The organism is Parasediminibacterium schistidii, assembly GCF_046546515.1.
Classification (GTDB): Bacteria; Bacteroidota; Bacteroidia; order Chitinophagales; family Chitinophagaceae; genus Parasediminibacterium.
The window spans coordinates 1-19,142 of sequence record NZ_JBKHKJ010000002.1 but is presented as its reverse complement, the minus strand read 5'-3'; the positions used below and the strand labels follow the sequence as shown (position 1 = coordinate 19,142).

Annotated in this window: 20 protein-coding genes; 2 read left to right on the top strand and 18 right to left on the bottom strand. The window is 40.2% G+C overall.

Annotated features, from left to right (window positions below; all coding sequences use genetic code 11):
* Nucleotide 1: 1 nt before the first annotated feature.
* The 15 genes from argH to ACHFIY_RS01400 form a co-directional block, all read right to left on the bottom strand.
* Nucleotides 2–1,333 carry an argininosuccinate lyase gene (gene argH / locus ACHFIY_RS01470; RefSeq protein WP_410844270.1) on the bottom strand — a complete coding sequence of 444 codons (1,332 nt, stop codon included), beginning with the start codon at nt 1,331–1,333 and terminating at the stop codon, nt 2–4.
* A 59-nt stretch (nt 1,334–1,392) separates the two neighbouring features.
* A complete protein-coding gene (locus ACHFIY_RS01465; RefSeq protein WP_410844269.1) occupies nt 1,393–1,773 on the bottom strand; it encodes a type II toxin-antitoxin system VapC family toxin in 381 nt (126 codons plus the stop codon).
* A gap of 6 nt (nt 1,774–1,779) precedes the next feature.
* Nucleotides 1,780–2,040 (bottom strand): hypothetical protein, encoded by a 261-nt coding sequence (locus tag ACHFIY_RS01460; protein ID WP_410844268.1) that lies wholly within the window; start codon nt 2,038–2,040, stop codon nt 1,780–1,782.
* 159 nt (nt 2,041–2,199) lie between these two features.
* Nucleotides 2,200–3,261, bottom strand: a complete 1,062-nt coding sequence (locus ACHFIY_RS01455; protein WP_410844267.1) for a M20 family metallo-hydrolase — start codon at nt 3,259–3,261, stop codon at nt 2,200–2,202.
* Between the two features lie 63 nt (nt 3,262–3,324).
* Nucleotides 3,325–4,140, bottom strand: a complete 816-nt coding sequence (gene argB, locus ACHFIY_RS01450; protein ID WP_410844266.1) for an acetylglutamate kinase — start codon at nt 4,138–4,140, stop codon at nt 3,325–3,327.
* Entirely contained in the window at nt 4,130–4,468 is a 339-nt protein-coding gene (locus tag ACHFIY_RS01445; RefSeq protein ID WP_410844265.1) for a type II toxin-antitoxin system PemK/MazF family toxin, read from the bottom strand. The genes argB and ACHFIY_RS01445 overlap by 11 nt, the downstream gene beginning before the upstream one ends.
* Nucleotides 4,469–4,687 carry a hypothetical protein gene (locus ACHFIY_RS01440; RefSeq protein ID WP_410844264.1) on the bottom strand — a complete coding sequence of 73 codons (219 nt, stop codon included), beginning with the start codon at nt 4,685–4,687 and terminating at the stop codon, nt 4,469–4,471.
* 17 nt (nt 4,688–4,704) lie between these two features.
* Nucleotides 4,705–5,700, bottom strand: a complete 996-nt coding sequence (locus ACHFIY_RS01435; protein ID WP_410844263.1) for a Rossmann-fold NAD(P)-binding domain-containing protein — start codon at nt 5,698–5,700, stop codon at nt 4,705–4,707.
* A 149-nt stretch (nt 5,701–5,849) separates the two neighbouring features.
* The gene (locus ACHFIY_RS01430; protein ID WP_410844262.1) at nt 5,850–6,998 is read right to left on the bottom strand and encodes an aspartate aminotransferase family protein; all 1,149 of its coding nucleotides are present in this window, start codon (nt 6,996–6,998) and stop codon (nt 5,850–5,852) included.
* Between the two features lie 21 nt (nt 6,999–7,019).
* Nucleotides 7,020–7,403 carry a four helix bundle protein gene (locus ACHFIY_RS01425; protein ID WP_410844261.1) on the bottom strand — a complete coding sequence of 128 codons (384 nt, stop codon included), beginning with the start codon at nt 7,401–7,403 and terminating at the stop codon, nt 7,020–7,022.
* A 295-nt stretch (nt 7,404–7,698) separates the two neighbouring features.
* A complete protein-coding gene (argC, locus tag ACHFIY_RS01420; RefSeq protein WP_410844260.1) occupies nt 7,699–8,700 on the bottom strand; it encodes an N-acetyl-gamma-glutamyl-phosphate reductase in 1,002 nt (333 codons plus the stop codon).
* Nucleotides 8,693–9,592 carry a hypothetical protein gene (locus ACHFIY_RS01415; protein WP_410844259.1) on the bottom strand — a complete coding sequence of 300 codons (900 nt, stop codon included), beginning with the start codon at nt 9,590–9,592 and terminating at the stop codon, nt 8,693–8,695. Before ACHFIY_RS01415 ends, argC begins: the two co-directional genes overlap by 8 nt.
* Before the next feature lie 21 nt (nt 9,593–9,613).
* Nucleotides 9,614–10,051 (bottom strand): hypothetical protein, encoded by a 438-nt coding sequence (locus ACHFIY_RS01410; RefSeq protein WP_410844258.1) that lies wholly within the window; start codon nt 10,049–10,051, stop codon nt 9,614–9,616.
* A gap of 40 nt (nt 10,052–10,091) precedes the next feature.
* On the bottom strand, nt 10,092–11,306 hold the full coding sequence (locus tag ACHFIY_RS01405) for an argininosuccinate synthase (protein ID WP_410844257.1): 1,215 nt from the start codon (nt 11,304–11,306) through the stop codon (nt 10,092–10,094).
* A 60-nt stretch (nt 11,307–11,366) separates the two neighbouring features.
* Nucleotides 11,367–12,071: a GNAT family N-acetyltransferase gene (locus ACHFIY_RS01400; protein WP_410844256.1), complete on the bottom strand. Its 705-nt coding sequence runs from the start codon at nt 12,069–12,071 to the stop codon at nt 11,367–11,369.
* 439 nt (nt 12,072–12,510) lie between these two features.
* Here ACHFIY_RS01400 and ACHFIY_RS01395 point away from each other — a divergent pair, with 439 nt between their 5' ends.
* A complete protein-coding gene (locus ACHFIY_RS01395; RefSeq protein ID WP_410844255.1) occupies nt 12,511–12,741 on the top strand; it encodes a hypothetical protein in 231 nt (76 codons plus the stop codon).
* A gap of 56 nt (nt 12,742–12,797) precedes the next feature.
* Here the strand turns inward: ACHFIY_RS01395 and yihA are convergent, their stop codons facing one another.
* From yihA to ACHFIY_RS01380, 3 genes are all read right to left on the bottom strand, one after another.
* Nucleotides 12,798–13,430, bottom strand: a complete 633-nt coding sequence (yihA, locus tag ACHFIY_RS01390; protein ID WP_410844254.1) for a ribosome biogenesis GTP-binding protein YihA/YsxC — start codon at nt 13,428–13,430, stop codon at nt 12,798–12,800.
* 317 nt (nt 13,431–13,747) lie between these two features.
* Nucleotides 13,748–15,142: a hypothetical protein gene (locus tag ACHFIY_RS01385; RefSeq protein WP_410844253.1), complete on the bottom strand. Its 1,395-nt coding sequence runs from the start codon at nt 15,140–15,142 to the stop codon at nt 13,748–13,750.
* Between the two features lie 232 nt (nt 15,143–15,374).
* On the bottom strand, nt 15,375–15,959 hold the full coding sequence (locus ACHFIY_RS01380) for a YceI family protein (RefSeq protein ID WP_410844252.1): 585 nt from the start codon (nt 15,957–15,959) through the stop codon (nt 15,375–15,377).
* A 444-nt stretch (nt 15,960–16,403) separates the two neighbouring features.
* On the opposite strand from ACHFIY_RS01380, the gene ACHFIY_RS01375 reads away from it, so the two are divergent.
* Nucleotides 16,404–18,911 carry a cation-translocating P-type ATPase gene (locus ACHFIY_RS01375; RefSeq protein WP_410844251.1) on the top strand — a complete coding sequence of 836 codons (2,508 nt, stop codon included), beginning with the start codon at nt 16,404–16,406 and terminating at the stop codon, nt 18,909–18,911.
* Nucleotides 18,912–19,142 lie beyond the last annotated feature (231 nt).

The window sequence follows — 19,142 nt, the reverse complement described above, 5'->3', positions numbered from 1 at the left end:
ATTAATTCACTAATTTGTCAATGGCACTGTGTACCTTTTGAAACCCAAACATAGCAAAGGTTTCTTCCATCATTGCATTTATTTCTTCATTGCATAAATTTCCTATGGATCCCTCGTGCGTGTGCTGAATATCAATGGTATATTCAAAGGCATTCTTTTCAATTGCCATGCCAACTTGCTTATAGGCATCCCTGAATGGGATACCTTGCAAAACAAGCTTATTTACCTCTTCCACGCTAAAAATATATTTATATTTTTCGTCGGTAAGGATAGGTTGCTTTACTGAAATATTGCTTAGCATTAAGGCTGCCATACTTATGCAGTCTTTTAGGGTACTAAAAGTAGGGAACAAGTGTTCTTTTAGCAATTGCAAATCCCGATGGTAGCCACTTGGTAAATTGGTGGTCATCATGGTGATTTCGTTGGGCAAAGCCTTGATTCGGTTGCAGTGGCTACGAATCAACTCAAATACATCTGGATTCTTTTTATGCGGCATGATGCTGCTACCCGTTGTAAGCTCCTGTGGGAACGAAACGAAATCGAAATTTTGGTTTAGGTACAGGCACATATCCATGCTAAGCCTTGCTAGTGTTTCCGCCACATTTGCCAAAGCCTGTGCGGTAATGCGCTCTGCCTTGCCACGCCCCATTTGGGCATAGACTACATTATAGTTCAAATTGTCAAAGCCCAATAATTCGGTTGTCAGCTTCCTATTGATAGGAAAAGATGAACCATAGCCCGCTGCCGAACCCAAAGGGTTTTTATTGGCTACTTTATAAGCGGCTTGCAGGGTAACCATATCGTCAACCAAACTTTCTGCATAAGCACCAAACCACAAACCAAAAGAAGATGGCATGGCTAGTTGCAAATGCGTATAGCCTGGGAACAAATGATTTTTGAAGGCTTCACTCTGCTGCTGCAATAGTTGGAAAAAAGGAACAATAGCATTTACCAATGATTCTATCTCGCTTCGCAGGAACAGTTTAATATCTACCAAAACCTGGTCGTTTCGGCTACGGGCAGAATGTATTTTTTTGCCCATTTCACCCAAGGATGCCGTTAACAAAAATTCTATTTGGGAATGGATGTCTTCTACCCCCTCTCCTATCTTAAAGCTATCATCTTGCGTTTGTTTGTAGATGGCTTGCAGTTCTTTTACAATAATATCTTTTTCCTCATTGGTTAATAAACCAATAGTTGCCAGCATGGTTACATGGGCAATTGAACCCAATACATCGTAAGGAGCCAATAACAAATCCATTTCACGGTCTTTGCCCACGGTAAAGGTTTCTACTTCTTTCAGCGATGCGATGTCTTTTTGCCAGAGCTTCAAAATAATGATGAGTTATGAGTTATGAGTTATGAGTTTAAAGAACTTTTGCGCTCAATAAATTACTCATTATTGTCTATAGGATTAATTATTTGGAGATTTGGGATATGCTTAAAGTCATTTGTATTGCGGGTGTATAAAATATGGTTATTTAACATAGCAGTGGCAGCAATCATAGCATCTGCAATACTCATTTTCTTTTGTTTTTTCAGGCTGGTTGCAAATTCAATAATATTTTCATCAATATTATATATGTACATCCATTGGATTGCTTTTTTATAATAGAGTTCCTCTTCTTCGCTAATATTGTGATAACCAATCGTTTCAAGGATTGTAATAGCCGAAATTGCTGCAAAAATGTCTCTATCAAAAATTAAATCTTTTAAGAAGGCATATTGAGGCTGAAAACTATAAATTAATATGTTAGAGTCAAGTAAAATCATGTTGCATTAATCCCTAAAAGGAAGTTTTCTGTCTTTTCTTACTTCACGTTGATACTCCGCCGCATCCCCAAAAGAGGAACAGTTGTCTTTTCCACCCAAAGCATTTAACTCTTGCATAAATTTATCATAATCCAAGGCTGAAGGTGGCGTATAGGAAGTTCCAGTGCGAATTTTAGAGGAACGCCAATGGATTTTCCTTTCATTCATCAGTGGGATTAAAACATCTAAGTCTTCTTTATTTTCAATATCTACAATTAATGTTGTCATAGTCATGTGCATTTGATTGCTAAAATACGGTTTTTATTTGGGCTAAATAAATGTCAATGCTTAAAAGGTTCTCGCAGTTGTTAGTTAAACCTCACCCCAACCCCTCTCCAAAGGCGAGGCGCAATGCAAAAAACCTTTATGTATCTTAAATGTCGATGCTTAAAGAACTAATTGGTCTAGCAATGCCACATAAGTTTTTATCCCATCTTCTATCTCAGCAACATATATATATTCATCTGCTGTATGGCTGCGGGCACTGTCGCCTGGGCCCATTTTAAGGGTAGAGAAAGGCATTAAGGCTTTGTCGCTGGTTGTTGGTGAGCCGTAGTAACCTTTGCCCAAGGCAATACCTGCTTTTACCAATGGGTGGTCTAAAGCTATGGAGGTAGATTTCATCCGGGTTGTGCGTGGCTTGAACTGGCTTTTAAGGTTGTGCTTTAAGGCTTCGAGAATTTCCTCAAAAGTATATAGTTCGTTTACACGTACGTCTATCACAAACTTGCATTGCGACGGCACTACATTGTGCTGCTTGTTTTCTGTTTCAATAACTGTAACCGTAAGCCTTGATTCGCCCAATAAATCGCTCACTTTTTCAAACTGGTAGTTGCGTATCCAATTAATATCGTCTATTGCTTTGTACAAGGCATTTTCGCCCTCGTTGCGGGCAGCGTGGCCGGCACGGCCTTGGGCAGTGCAATCTATTACCATCAACCCACGCTCGGCAACAGCCATTTCCAGCTTGGTAGGTTCGCCCACGATGCCGAAGTTGATATTGCCTAGGTAAGGCAATACTAATTCTATACCATTTACCCCACTTATTTCTTCTTCAGCACTAGCGGCAAAAACCACATTGTATTTCAGGTTTTCCTGATGGTAGAAATGAAGGAAAGTGGCAATTAAGGAAACAAGGCAGCCACCTGCATCGTTGCTACCTAAACCAAATATTTTGCCGTCTTTTTCCAAAGGGGTAAATGGGTCGATTGTGTAGCCTTTATTGGGTTTCACGGTATCGTGGTGCGAGTTTAGCAGGATGCTTTCCTTGGCTAGATCGTAATGCTTGTTCTTGGCATAAATATTATTGCCCACACGGGAATATGGAATGCCATGTTGCTCGAAAAAAGAGCATAAAATTTCGGCTGTGTCGTTTTCTTCCTTGGAAAAAGAAGGTGTGGCAATCAACAATTTCAAAAGCCTGATGGCTTCTTCTGTAATATGTTTCATAGTATCTTTCCTTTTTAGACCTCACCCCAACCCCTCTCCAAAGGAGAGGGGCAAAAAGCAGGCTTAGTTATTTGTAATTGTTGTGCCTGCTTCCCCGGTAATTAATTGTCCTAACTGTTCTGCTTTGCCAATGATAACTTTGCTTACGCCACTTTTGATGGCTGCAAAAGCATTGTCTAGCTTGGGTATCATGCCAGCAAAAATTTTAGGTTCGCCAGTGCCATAAGCAGGCATTTTTAATTCCTTGTAATATTTGTGCGTTAGCGAATGTATTACCGAGCTTTCATCGTTCACATCCAGCAACACGCCACTTTTCTCAAAAGTATAGATCAATTCCACATCGTACAAACTGCTTAATGCTTTTGCTGTTTCCTGGGCAATGGTATCTGCATTGGTATTGAGCAATAACCCATTGCCATCGTGCGTAATAGGTGCCAGTACCACGGCAATATCCTGGTGCAATAAACTTTGCAGCAAATCGGTGTTTACTTCATCCACATCGCCTACAAAACCATAATCAATTTCAGAGAACTCTATCGGTGGGCGTTTGTGGGCTTTGATAGCATTTCCATCTGCACCACTAAGACCTATTGCATTGCAGCCATTGGCTTGCAACTGGGCAACGATGTTTTTATTGATAAAGCCAGCATACACCATGGTTACAATTTTTAGTGTCGCTGCATCAGTAATGCGCCTGCCTTCTACCATTTGTTGCTCAATGCCCAACTGTGCAGCCAGTTTAGTAGCCAGTTTGCCTCCGCCGTGGATTAAAACTTTCAACCCCTGCACCGCAGCAAAATCCTTGATAAAAGCAGCTAAATTCTGCTCGTTATCAATGATGTTCCCGCCTATTTTTATAACGTATAATTTATTCAGCATTATTATCCACTAATGATTTAAAAGTTAGTTTAAATTGTTTTAGGTCTTCCTTATCCAATTTCCCAATTTCAGCTATTACTTTATTGTTTTCGATAGTTACAATCCTGCTCACTTTTATAATGGAGATTGCCCTCAAATTATTCTTTTTGCTAGGCTGGACTATTAATTGATATTTTGAAAAGGTTTTCGGCACAACAGAACTTATCATGCAGACTAAAACATCCCTATACCCATCTTCTGTTATAGTAACCACAACTGCTGGCCGAGCCTTTTCTTCTATTAAATTGCTAAAGGGGAAATTTACAATTACAATATCACCTGTCTGCATCTACTTCTTTTTAAGATAATCTTGATATAAATCTTCTTTATCATTCAATAGATAATCTTGCATGTCCATATTTATATTTTGAAGTGATAATAATCGTTGCTCTTCTTCATTATCGGCTTCTTCAATAAACGTAATTAGTACTTTTTGCTTCTTAACTGCATTTACCTGTTGAAGTAATTCTATTTTTCCATTTTCATATACACCCCTAACTGTCATCATTAGTAAAATTTATGATATTAAAGCTTCAAAGTTAATATTTCTGAAAGTACCGCTTGAGCTGCCCAAACCCTATTTCCGGCTTGTGTAGTAACGATGCTGCTCGTACTATCCAATATTTCATCGCTTAGTTCTACATTCCGCCTTACGGGGAGGCAGTGCATTACTTTGGCATTGTTCGTTACGGCTAATTTTTCTTGTGTCAACATCCATTTCGGGTTGTTTTCATATACTTTGCCGTAGTCGTTATACGTGCTCCAGTTTTTTACATACACAAAATCGGCATCTTTCAATGCTTCGTCTTGGTTGTGGGTAATGGTTGCCCCTTTGGTAAATTGCTCATCCAATTCATAATTCTTGGGGTGCGTAATTACAAAGTCGGCCTCGCCCCATGCGTTTACCCATTGGGCAAAACTATTGGCCACGCATTGTGGCAATGCTTTTACATGCGGCGCCCATGTAAGCACCACTTTGCATTTTTGCTTAGCTATGGGGTTGGCCAACAGGTGTTCCTGCATGGTCATAATATCCGTGAGTGACTGCAATGGGTGCAAGGTTGCACTCTCTAGGCTTACAACGGGCACACCAGCATATTTGATGAATTGGTTGATGTACATTTCGCTGTAATCGTCCTGCTTGTTTTGCAAGCCAGGGAATGTCCTGATGGCAAGTATATCGAAATAGCTGCCCATGATGGGGGCTGCATCTTTTATATGTTCCACTGTATTTCCACTCATGATGGCACCTTCTTCAAATTCCAATGCCCAGCCTTCCTTGTCCACATTGAATACAATGGCTTCCATACCCAGGTTTTGTGCCGCAACCTGCGTGCTAAGGCGGGTACGCAGGCTTGGGTTTAGGAACAACAAGCCAATACGCTTGTCTTTACCCAAAGCCCTGTCTATAAAAGGGTTTTGCTTATAAGCCAGTGCCTTTGCAGTAAGGCTATTGATAGCCAGCCCAATAGTGGAGTGGGCAGGTGTTAATACATCGTTTATTGAAATAAATTGTTTCATTGTAAATATTTTTATTAACCGCAGAGGTCGCCAAGTTTTCGCGCGAAGTAAGCGCAGAGGATTTTAAGATAAATTGCCTATTAAACCTATAGAGTCTTTCCTTGCAATGTTCCTTTGTGTTCTCTGCGTAAACCTTTGTGCCTTTGCGGTTAAACTTTCTTTTCTAAAAGAGCAATTGCTTCCTTCAAAGCAGCTAAAAATTCGTCTGCATGTGCTTTTGTCAATGCTAATGAAGGCAATAAACGTATCACATTGGGCTTTGCCTCACCAGTAAAAATATGGAACTGGCCAAGAAGGGTTTTCTTGAGGTCTTTTATATCTTCCGGTACATCAAAGCCAATCATCAAGCCCCTGCCACGCACATTTTTAATAGCGTTTATTGCCTTTAATTCGTTGATGATATAATCGCCCAATTCTTTTGCGTTGTTTAATAAATCTTCTTGCTCAATTACTTCCAATACAGCCAAGGCAGCAGCGCAAGCCAAGTGGTTACCACCAAAAGTAGTGCCCAACAAGCCAAATTTTGCCTGGATGTGGGGTGCTATCAAAATACCACCAATGGGGAAGCCATTGCCCATGCCTTTTGCCATGCAATAAATATCGGCATTTACGCCTGCATAGTCATGTGCGAAAAATTTACCGCTACGGCCATAACCACATTGTACGCTATCGGCTATATATACAGCATTGTGTTTATCGCACAGGCTCCTGATCAATTGTAAAAAGCTTTCGGAAGCTATATTGATACCACCAACACCTTGTATGCCTTCGATGATAACAGAGGATATATCGCTGCAGTGGGCTTCAAAACAAGCAGCTAAAGCTTGCTCATCATTAAAAGGAAGGAAGATGATGTTTTCAGTTTCGTTTACAGGGGCAACTATAGAAGGATTGTCCGTTGCTGCCACCGCCAAGGAAGTACGGCCGTGGAAAGATTTTTTAAAGGATACGATCTTCTTCTTGCCATTGTGGAAACTCGCCAATTTTAAGGCGTTTTCATTAGCTTCGGCACCACTGTTGCAGAGGAACAATTGATAATCGTCTTTACCACTTACTTTACCCAACTTGTCTGCCAATTGTTGCTGGATAGGTATAATGATGGAATTGGAGTAAAAGGCTATTTTTTCCAATTGCTCTTCAATCTTTTTTACCCAGTGTGGGTGGGTATGCCCAATACTGATAACTGCATGACCGCCATACATATCTAGGTATTGAGTGCCATTATCGTCCCAGACATTACTACCTAAAGCTTTTGTGATGGTTATGTTATTAAGGGGGTATACATTGAATAAGTTCATAATAGGTATGAGGTTTAGGGTTTAAGGTTTAGGGGGATTCGCCGAATTGCTATTCCTGAGAAATTTCAAAAAAGAAAGAAGCATTGCTCTAACCTCATTAATTAATTTATTTGCGGTATTGTATTCTTCTATTGTTATATAATTACACTCAAATGCTGCGAAGCAACAATAATCGGCTTCATTTGCAGAACCCAAAGAGTTATCCAAAAAATGAGCAAAGTCTTTATTCGTGAACCTTCCGCAACCTTCAACTATATTTAAGGGTACTGATAAAGCCGCCCTTAGAAGTTGTGATGTTAACTCATATCGTTCTTCTTTTGGAAACTTTGTGGCTATATTTTTTTTGATATAAATGTACATTTCATGGGATTTTTTCCAGACATCCAATTTTTTGTAATCACGCATTATTCAAAGTTTAATAATGAATATGAATGTAACAAACCTTATACTTCCTAATCTACCACTCATCCCTCATTTCTTTTTGAATTCTTAATGGGCATTCCTTTAGTTTAATTACACCACAATATTTTTTGTATCCACGCCTGTCCTTTTATGTCATTTTTTGAAAATACGTTGCACTTTCTTTTGGCCTTCGTCTTTTTTTAATATTATAACCACAATATATTTTATTGAAAAGACTTGTTCCCTACTGCACCAATACCTTATACCTTAAACCCTATACCCTACACCTTATATTACCTTAAAAAGCCGCCGCTTTCAACTTCAATCCCAACGTCTCCTCAAACCCAAACATCAAATTCATATTTTGTAACGCTTGCCCAGATGCCCCTTTCAGCAGATTATCAATTACCGAATGAACTACTACTTTGTCTTCTATTATTTCTATGTTCACCACGCATTTATTGGTATTGACAACCTGTTTTAAATGGATGGGTTCGAGGGATATTTTTGTAAAAGGTTCATTTTTGTATGCTTCTTTAAATACTTTCAGTATTTGTTCTTTACCCCAAGTGCATTTGAATGTAGAGCTTACGAAAATACCTCTCGCAAAATCACCTCGCCAAGGCACAAAATTCAGGGATATGTCATTGCTTCTTATGCTGTCTTCTGCCTGTATCAACGATTGTTTTATTTCTGCATTGTGCTGGTGCGTAAGGGTTTTATAGGCCTGTATGTTGTTGCTCCGCCAGCTAAAGTGCGATGTGGGGCTTAGGCTTTGCCCTGCACCAGTGCTGCCTGTAATGCCTGTGGTATAAATTTCCTGCTGGTAAAAAGCCCCTTCTTTTGCAAAAGGCAGCAACCCTAATTGTATAGCTGTTGCAAAACAACCAGGGTTGGCTATACTGTCTGCTTTTTTTATGAGTTCACGGTTCAATTCAGGTAGGCCGTAGATAAATTGGCGGCCTTTTAAATTTGCATCTTCTTTCAAACGGAAATCGTTGCCTATGTCTATTAATTTTACATCAGCAGCAATCTCATTGCCCAACACAAACTTCTTGGCTTCGCCATGACCTGCGCAGAAAAACAATACATCTATATATTCTGTGGTTAATGGAGGGCAATCGGCCACAAATGTTATTTCAGTTTCGCCTATCAAATCCTGATGGACTTTACTTAGCAAGTTGCCCGCATTGCTGCCGCTTTGCACAAACACAATTTCTACCAGTGGGTGGTTGATGAGTAACCTTATCAATTCCCCGCCTGTATAACCTGCCCCGCCTATTATGCCTGCTTTAATCATTTCTTTCAATTATATCAATGATTTTATTGTAATATTCTTCTTTACTTTTTGCTGTTACTGAAATAGTTTCAACTTGATTAGCTTTAAGTAATTCTAGTTTTTCTTTTGACTTTACTTCATAACTACTTGGGTAATAATATTTAATAGAATTATTAATTGTCTCTTGTTCTCCATTTTGTTGCAATACTTGTCTTGCGCGGTAAGTGAGAAGCCACCATAAATCTATTTCCACAGTGTCTAAGGATAGTCCGACAATATGAATATCTTTTGTGAAAAAAAGATTTAGCCAAGAATATTCATCAATTCCAAGTTTATTTTTCCTAGCCTTACCCCCGCCTATTTTTTCATTATCCAAATCTTTTCCTGATACGACATATTGTCTCATACGTTGCAATTGTCCACAGTAATGCTCGTAACCTAAAGTTATTGATTCTGCAGTATTGCATTCGCCATGAATATGCCAAATCCTACTTTTGTTTACTACATTATGCCTATAAATATTGTACTTTTTTTCTTTTTTAAAACCAAAATTCTCCAACTTGTCGTATTCAAATCCCTTACTTCTTTGCAATGCGTACTCATAGTTTGTAGTCATTATATCATTAATCTCTAAACTCATTATTCTTTCATGTATTGCATTGTGGTTAATTTCTTTAGTTTGTTGAGCAATAAACTCTTTTAATTCTATTTCTGAAGCATTGTTTTTTTTGAGTGATTTCAAATATATCTCTTCATATAAAAAAGGAAATGGTTTAGATCTTAAATTATTAGTGTCTATTAAATTATTAATATCTAAGTGCTTAATGATTGTTTTTAGCAATTCTTCCCAACTTTGAGTATTATTAATATTATTAACATCGTTACCAACTAATATTGAATAATCTGATTTCATTTCTAGATATTTTAATGATTATCAATACTTAGTCAACTTCATATTGTGAAATGCATTCATAACATTAAGTGTTAACTTCTTTCTCTCCTCAGAGGTAAAAAATTTTACTTTTATTAAGAAAATGGGAATGAATTGTTTTTTTTCTTCGAATATGACCACATCAAAATTTTGGTTTTTATTAATATAGTAACAAAAATCATTGCCAATATAGGTTATAGTCTTACCATCTATATCCTTTCTGAGAATTTCGGTTTCCTTAGTGACCCCAGAGAATGAATAAGACATCTTCTTCAACTGTTCATCTTTGTAAACTTTAAAATCTGATTTATTTGTTATTACGAAATAATCTTTGTTGTCAGCTATCTCCATAACACCATAATTAGGATATGCTTTTGTAGTTTGAGCAATAGTAATTATTGGTAAAAGAAATCCGATTAAAATAGTTAAGTATATTTTCATATTATAGATTAAGTCTTCTAAGAAAAGACCTATTCGAAAATTAGTACGACTTATTTTCATTACTCTCTTTTACCTTGTTCCAAATACTTGTTTGATTGCCGAATATTTTGCTGAATCCTCTCACGTCCTCGCCTGTAAAGCCAGTGTTCATTTCACCATACTTGCCAAACTTGGCACTCATTAGGTCGTAACTGCTTTCTATGCCTATTATTTGGAATCGGTAAGGCATTAATTGTACAAACACTTCACCAGTTACTTGTTGCTGGCTATTGGTAAGGTAGGCTTCTATGTCCCTCATTACCGGATCCATGATTTGCCCTTCGTGGAGCCAGTTGCCATAAAACTGAGCCAATTGATCTTTCCAGTTCAATTGCCATTTGGTTAATACATGTTTTTCCAAAGCATGGTGGGCTTTTAGGATGACCATGGGGGCAGCGGCTTCAAAACCTACACGGCCTTTAATGCCTATGATGGTATCACCCACATGTATATCCCTACCTACACCATAACCACCAGCAATTTCCTGCAAAAACTGGATGGCTTTTGCTGGATGGTCGAATTTTGTATCGTTTACTGCTTTTAACTCGCCTTTTTCAAAGCTTAGTTTTACTTCTTCCGTATCGTGCTTGGTAACTTGCGTAGGCCATGCGCTTTCGGGCAACATGCCTTTGCTGTTCAGTGTTTCTTTTCCGCCAACACTTGTACCCCACAAGCCTTTATTGATGCTGTACATGCTTTTTTCAAAGTTCATGTCCACATTTTTGCTTTTTAGGTAGGCTATTTCTTCCTCCCGGCTTAGTTTCAAGTCACGTATAGGGGTAATGATTTCTACACCGGGTATCATGATATGGAAAATCATATCAAACCTTACCTGGTCGTTACCTGCACCAGTACTGCCATGGGCTACTGCGGTAGCATTAAGTTTTTTGGCATGTGCTGCAATGTGCAATGCTTGGCTAAGGCGTTCTGCACTTACGCTTAATGGGTAAGTATTGTTTTTTAGTACATTACCGAAAATCAAGTATTTGATAATGCTGTCGTAATAACCCTCTACTGCGTTTACAGTGGTATGGGTTTTTACACCCAATTTATAGGCATGCACCTCAATTTGGGTTAATTCTTCATCGCTGAAGCCGCCAGTGTTTACGATGATGCTATGCACATCGAAGCCCCTGTCTTCCGTTAAATATTTTACACAGTAAGAGGTATCTAAACCTCCGCTAAAACCAAGTACTATTTGTTTTTTTTGATCCATGATTATAGAGACTATACCCGCATCCCCAAGGGGATACCTAGGGATTATTAAATAATATATTTAATGAAAAAAGAAACTGAAAAAAGCTTTTAACGTATGCCCGGTTGGCTTGCCTTCTTTTTTATAAAACCATTTCAATAATTTGCTTTGCTTGATGGCGTTGAACCTTTCGTACAATTTGGAATGTTCTTGAAAATTCTCTGAAGTTTCTTTAGGTGCATAATGGTCTTTAGGGTCAAAGAGCATGGCCGTGCACATGCAGTTTTTCCTTCCCTTGCTCATGAGTATATCGTAGTTCACGCAGCTTTTGCAGCCTGACCAAAATTCCTCATCGTCCGTCAATTCGCTATATGTTACGGGTTCGTACCCAAGATCGCTATTGATTTTCATCACGGCAAGGCCGGTAGTCAAGCCAAAAATCTTTGCCTCGGGGTATTTTTCCCTGGATAGGGCAAATATGGTTTCCTTTATTTTTTTGGCTACGCCGCTTTTCCTGAATTCTGGTGCTACAATAAGCCCGCTGTTGGCAACAAACTGACCATGGCTCCATTCTTCAATGTAGCAAAACCCTACCCATTGGCCAGACGGCTTTAAAGCTATTACCGCCTTGCCTTCTAGCATTTTTGCTGCAATATATTCTGGGCTACGTTTAGCAATGCCTGTACCCCTTGCCATAGCAGAGGCTTCCATTTCGTCTGTTATCCTGATTGCATAGTGTGTGTCAATATGATTGGCTACACGAACAATTATATCCTGATGTTCCACCGTATAAAAAAAGTTATAAAATTCTAAGAAGATTGTTGATTGGTGCCTGCACTTATTTTACAATAAAAGTGCCGATAAATTCGGGTATGTTTCACTGATAGGGGCAACTGGCAATTGCTCGGCCTATCAGAAACCAGGACGTGGTCGGGGAGTGGCAATAAAAGCAGGCACAACAGTAGTAAACTGACATGCTTTGATATATGAAGATTTGTTTTTCAACTGCTTTTTAATTTGATAATTATTTTGAGAGTGTAAAAGTATAAAGATTATATGTATTTATGGCTAAATATTTCCAAAAAAGAAATATTGCCATTCCTATGGTAATGTTTTGGATAACAAAGGCTATCTGGTATTAATAAATGCTATCCCCTGCCTTGTAAATCCTTTGCTAATTTTTTACCACTAAGCTGGCATATCTTTGTGCTGTTAATTTTATAAAATGAGCAAAAAAATCCTGTTTTTATCTGTCCTAGCCATTTGTAGCTTTATACAACTACAGACCGCTACGGCACAATGCAGCATCTGCACCAAAACTGCCCAGCAACTAGGCGAGGGCCCAGCACATTCTTTAAATTCAGGTATCCTATACCTCATGTTTGCCCCATTGGCCATCATGGGCTACATAGGCATGAAATGGTGGAAAAAGGAAAAAGAAATAATGAAAAGCTAATAATAACAAAATTTGTGCTTCTTAGTGCCTTTCTGTCTTTGTGGCACTTAATTCTTTTACCCTTCTGTTTCCGGATTGTTGCTCTTGTCAATAAACGCCAGTATTTCTTCTCGCCCTTTGTTTTTGGTGGCACTCGTTACAAAACCTTGGGGTAAAAACTGCCAGGTTTCCCGCATGGCATCCAAAAAAGCTTTTACGTTCCGCTCTACAGCACCTGGTTTTTCCTTGTCCGATTTGGTAAAAGCCAACGTGAAAGGCACTTTCCACAAGGCAAGCTTGGTCAAAAATTCAAGGTCTATTTTTTGTGGGCTGTGACGGCTGTCTATCAATACAAAAACATTTACAAGGTTCTCCCTTTTGCGCAAATAGTTTTCTATCATTTGCTCCCAGCGCCGGCGCGAGCTTTGCGATATTTTGGCATAGCCATAGCCTGGCAAATCTACCAAATACCACTTTGCCCGTGGGCTTTTTATAGTGGATATACTTTCTATGGCAAAATGATTAATCAACTGGGTTTTGCCAGGGGAGGAGGATGTCTTGGCCAATTTCTGGCTGTTGCAAATAGAATTGATAAGCGATGACTTGCCCACGTTGCTGCGGCCGATAAAAGCATATTCTGGCCTGTCTGCTGCTGGGCATTGGGCAACATCGGGGGAGGAGATTACATAGGTAGCTGTAAGTACTTGCATGGTGTAAAGATAGGGTTATAGGCCATGAGTTGTAAAGTATAGCCTAAGTACATCGGGTCAAGTATGTGAATTTATTTAATAGAATTGTTATTCTAAACCTTATATCGAGTATTTTAACCACAAGGTTCGTAAGCAATAGGAAACAAAAGGTGCACAAGCTTATCGACATATAATAGGGCATATAGCATTAGCACAATCTCCAATACTATGCAGGGCTGCCGTATAGCCCTTGTATGCTCACTTTTCTTAAAATAAAAACAGCCAGATTGGGTATTTCCCCAACCTAGCTGCTACACTATAAAAACAACAATTTCTACCTAGAACCCAACCACGGCTTCTACCACATAGCCATAAAACTTTCCTGTTGACCTATAATCTGCACTTGGGAAGTTGTTATATTGCTGGTTTACATATTCTGCTTTCAGCAAAACGTTTTTGGTTAAAAACCAGCCACCAGCCGCAGCAAATCGATTGATGGTAACATCATCTGTATATACAATTGGCCCTGCACCAGTCCCGCCGGCATTGTTCAGTAGTGCTGCTTTCACGCCATTGTACTTAAGGCCTAAGAAAAGGTTTTCTGTTGCACCAAACCTGTAAATCCCTTCCACTGCATATTGGTTTGCATTGCGTGTAGATGTTTCTTTAGCATTGCGGCCAGAAGATGTTTCCAACGTGCCAAACAATTCAAAACCACTTGCTTTCAAGAAACCATTTAGCATAAAGGCATTTATCTTTTTGCTAAAACCGGGATTGAACCTGCCAGAGAAAGCCAAAGGTGTACCTGCTCCTGTGGTACTGCTAGGGTTGGCAGCATTTTGCTCCATCACAAATTGGTAATTGGAGCCTGACCTGTCGCCGCCAAACAAAGTGTTGCCGCCACTGCTTTGGTTACCGTAATAAGAACCTGTAACCCTTACACGGATATTATCTGCCAATTTTTTGTCAAAGCCTGCTTTTAACAGGATGGTGGGCGATTTGTGCAAGTCGCCATCTGGGTTGCCAGCGGCATACAGCGAATCTATATTCCCTTTTATCATCCCATTGGTAAGGCCAAACATACCAAACAAGCCATTTTTCTTCACATATACCTCGCCACCAATTTCAGTAGCAAATTCATCCATCACGTTGCCTTCCATGAATGGGTTGTACAAAGCCTGTCCACCATCAGACCTGCGGTAGTGTTCATCTCCATAGTCCACTTCAAAATGCCCAACTTTTATAGTGGTTACTTTCATGATATTGCTCCATATTTCCCCTTTAAAAGGCAATTTGTCAAACTGTATGTACCCGCCTTTTACCCATGTTTCGTTGTGGTGCTTGGTTGATAAATAAGATGTTACATTCAAACGGATACCGTCTGCCAATTGAACATCCATATTCAAGTTGGCTTGTGCTGTTTGAAAACCAGCGGTAATTACTTTCAGTTGGTTACCGGGAGTGGATACACCGCCTGCAAAAGAGCCTATGTTGTTTTTTAACGCACCTGAGTTTTCATGCTTTAAATTCTGGAACTGCTGCGTAAACCCTGCACCAAACCTTACTTTTAGCCCAGTAAAAATGGCTGTGTCATTTTTACTGTCTTCAAAAACATTGATGCCGCTTTTGTCATACGCCCTAAGGTAGGCAATTTTAGGCTGCTGTGCCATTAACATTGCGGGTAATAGCCCTAGCAATACGAGTGTGCTTATTTTAATATTTGAATTTTTCATTTGTTTGTTTTTTGTATCAGTTATTAAATGTTTTTTTCGCCACAAAGACACGAAGGCTCAAAGAGGCACTAAGCAGAATTATGAATTATTAATTATGAATTAGGAGTTATTGAGGTTTGTTATTACTCACCATATAGTAAAACTGTAAGCCTTACCTTTTTACTATATGATGATTTGTAATAACCTTTTTTCCTTCGTGCTGCTTCGTGCCTTTCTGCCTTTGTAGCTAATTTTATTTATTCAGGGTAACATCAAATTTCAATACGATGTCGTTGCCTGTTTTAATAGCACCCATCATAAACGTGGGCGGTTCCATATTAAAATCACTCATGCTCAGCTTTTTCATCCCGTTTACGGTGATGCTTTTATCGGCATTCATTTTATAATTTGTAACAAGTGCCGCATCCGTTGTGGCCCCAGCTATGGTTAGTTTGCCCGTGCTTTTAATTACGCCATCCTGCCCCACGGTAGCAGATGTAAGGGTATAGGTAATGTTGGGGTTGGCACTGGTTTTTAACGATTTATAGGCATTTTTATCCATGCCGCTATGGCCACTTTTCAGCCCTTCGGCAGGTATGGTAAGGTACAGGCTTTTCAATCCTGTTGGCTTGCCTTCATCGTTCAATACAAAAACGGCCGTGCATTGCCCTTTTGCATCTTTCATGTCCCAGTCGTGCAGGGTAGAAGTGCCGCTTATCAGGATGTTCAGATCGTCCTTGGTGCCAAACTTCACCTGTGCCATAGACATCGATGCTATCATTGGGGTGAAAAGGAGGAGTAGTGCCCCTTTTTTACTTAACCATTGTAACGGTTTCATAATTGTTGTTTTTAAAATGTGATGGCTTTAATAACTGATGTGCCAGCTTTAAAACCGAGTGCAAGGTAAATTCAGGATTCGGGTGCTTTTATGACCCAAGCCCTTTGTGTACATGATAGAAATCATGTTTGCTTAATGCTTAATTATTTTATTTTGATGCTGGGCAAAGGTCTGCCAGGTGCATGCGGCTTTGTTACACCATTGAAGGAAAGGGTTACATCATTCACACATTTAGGGAGTAGTATTGGTTTGCTAGTTTGGTTGTTCCTTCGACTTTTAGCCGATGTGAGAATGTTACAACATTTCATCGCAATTGTATAACCCCATTCCATGCTATTGAGTCCACCTTTGCCGTTTGCAGGCGTGGTGTGATGCCGTCAACTTGCGCCATCTCTCGATTATTCACGGAAACTTGCGGTTATCCCATCAATAAAGCAAACTATTATGCCTACTAATCACTTTGACATTAAAGGATTGACCAACCCAGAAGTGCTGGCGGCAAAAGAACAATACGGGGCCAACCAATTGCAGTATAAAAAAGTAAACGGGTTTGTACAGGCCATTATCAGCATAGCCCAGGAGCCAATGGTTATCCTGCTCTTTTTTGCCTCTGCTATTTATTTTTTCAGCGGCAAAACGGGGGATGGTATTTTCCTGGCTTTTGCTATTGTGTTCGAGATTACTATTTCCCTGTATCAAGATTCTAGGAGCCGCAATGCCTTGGAAAAACTAAAAGACTTTACCAAACCCACTTGCAAAGTGATCCGCAATGGGGAGGTAATGGAAATAAAAAGCGAGGAGGTGGTAGTGGGCGACAGCCTGATGGTAGAGGAAGGCGCGCCTGTGATGGCAGATGGCACCATTGTGCATTCCAACGATTTTTCTGTGAATGAATCCATACTTACCGGGGAAGGCTTGCCTGTTTATAAGGACGAAGGCAAGGAGGATAAATTTGTTTTTAGTGGCACCACAGTGGTTAGTGGGCTGGCCATTGCCACCGTTTCCGCCATTGGCAACGAGACCAAGCTGGGCAAAATTGGCAAAAGCCTAGAAAGCATTGCCGAGGAAAAAACACCGTTGGAGCTACAGATAAACAATTTTGTAAAGAAAATGGTAATGGCAGGGGCGGTTGTTTTTGCCATCGTATGGGGCATCAACTTTGCGCATTCGCGGCTATTGTTCGATAGTTTGCTAAAAGCCCTAACGCTTGCCCTAAGTATTATGCCGGAAGAAATACCAGTGGCTTTTACCACTTTCATGGCACTAGGCGCTTGGCGGCTGATGAAAATAGGCATCGTGGTAAAACAAATGAAAACGGTGGAAACGCTCGGCAGTGCCACGGTAATATGCACCGACAAAACTGGCACCATCACGGAAAACAAAATGAGCCTGGCAAAAATATTCGTGCTGGCTTCGCAAGCCATTTCATCCCCAGAAGAAAATATAAGCGATGAAAGTAAAGCCTTGATACGACTAGCCATGTTTGCCAGCGAGCCTATCCCTTTCGACCCCATGGAGCTTGCCTTGCATGATGCTTATGCAAAAACAATGGGGCAGGACGAGCGGCCAGCATACAAAATGGTGTATGAATACCCATTGGGTGGCAAGCCCCCCATGATGACCCATGTTTTTGAGGATGGCACGGGCAAGCGTATAATAGCTGCCAAGGGTGCGCCAGAGGCATTGATGCAAGTAAGCAATTTGTCAGTGGAACAGCAGCAGCAAATAACAACCGCTATCAATACCCTAGCCGTAGAAGGCTATCGCTTATTGGCCATTGGCGAAGCAATATTTGATGGCAACAATTTCCCAGCTACCCAGCAGGAGTTTAAGTTTGCTTTCAAGGGAATCGTGGCTTTTTACGATCCCCCCAAGAAAAACATAAACGCTGTACTGCAATCTTTTTACGAAGCAGGGATAGACGTAAAAATTGTTACAGGCGACAATGCCGCTACCACCACCGCCATTGCCAAGCAAATTGGCTTTAAGGGCTATGAAAAAAGCATCACCGGGGATGAACTGATGCAATTGCCCGACAGAGACCTTCAACAAAAAGTATTGGATACCCAATTGTTTACCCGCATGTTCCCCGAGGCAAAGCTGAAAATAATAAACGCCCTTAAGGCGGGCAACCAAATAGTGGCCATGACAGGTGATGGTGTAAACGATGGCCCAGCCCTGAAGGCTGCACATATAGGCATTGCCATGGGCAAAAAAGGAACGGAAATAGCTAAGCAAGCCGCATCGCTAATTTTGGTAAATGACGATTTCTCTAAAATGGTAGATGCCGTGGCCACGGGAAGAAAAATATATGCCAACCTGAAAAAAGCCATCCAATACATTATATCCATCCACATACCCATTATACTCACGGTTTTTGTGCCGCTGGCATTGGGATGGGTGTACCCCAATATTTTCTCCCCGGTGCATATTATTTTCCTGGAACTAATTATGGGGCCTACCTGTTCTATCATTTACGAAAACGAACCGATGGAAAAAAATACCATGCTGCAAAAGCCCCGCCCGTTTACAGATACTTTTTTCAACTGGAAAGAGTTGGCAACCAGTATTGTGCAGGGGCTGGCCATTACCATTGGCACATTGCTGGTTTACCAGTTGTGCGTGCGCCGTGGCTTTAGCGAAACGGCAACACGCACCATGGTTTTTACAGTCCTGATAGCGGCCAATGTATTTCTTACCCTTATAAACCGCTCATTTTATTATTCCATCATCGCCACGCTGCGGTACAAGAACAATTTGGTGCCGCTGATTATTGGCATTACCGTTTCTATTACTGCCTTGCTGATATACATAAACCCCCTATCGCATTTCTTTGAATTTGAACCTTTGAGCCTGCCCCGTTTAGGCGTATGTATAGCCATTGCTTTTGTATCGGTAATATGGTACGAGGGGGTAAAATGGATGGCGAGGAGGAAGGGGAAGAAGTTGTAGATGTTGCCCTGGTTTTCCTTCGCTTTCATCAGCAATCGTCATATCGACGAAGGAGATATCTAACCGAATGAGTGATGATTTTTATTGGCGAAGCTATCAACGTTGATTATTGAATGAAACTGGCGGGTATTTGGTGAGATGTTTCGTACCTCTACCTGACGGGGTGGTGGTGTGCAACGGGTTTCCTTTGCTTTCTGAAAGTTTCGTCTTTGCAACTTCCCGAAAGTTCAA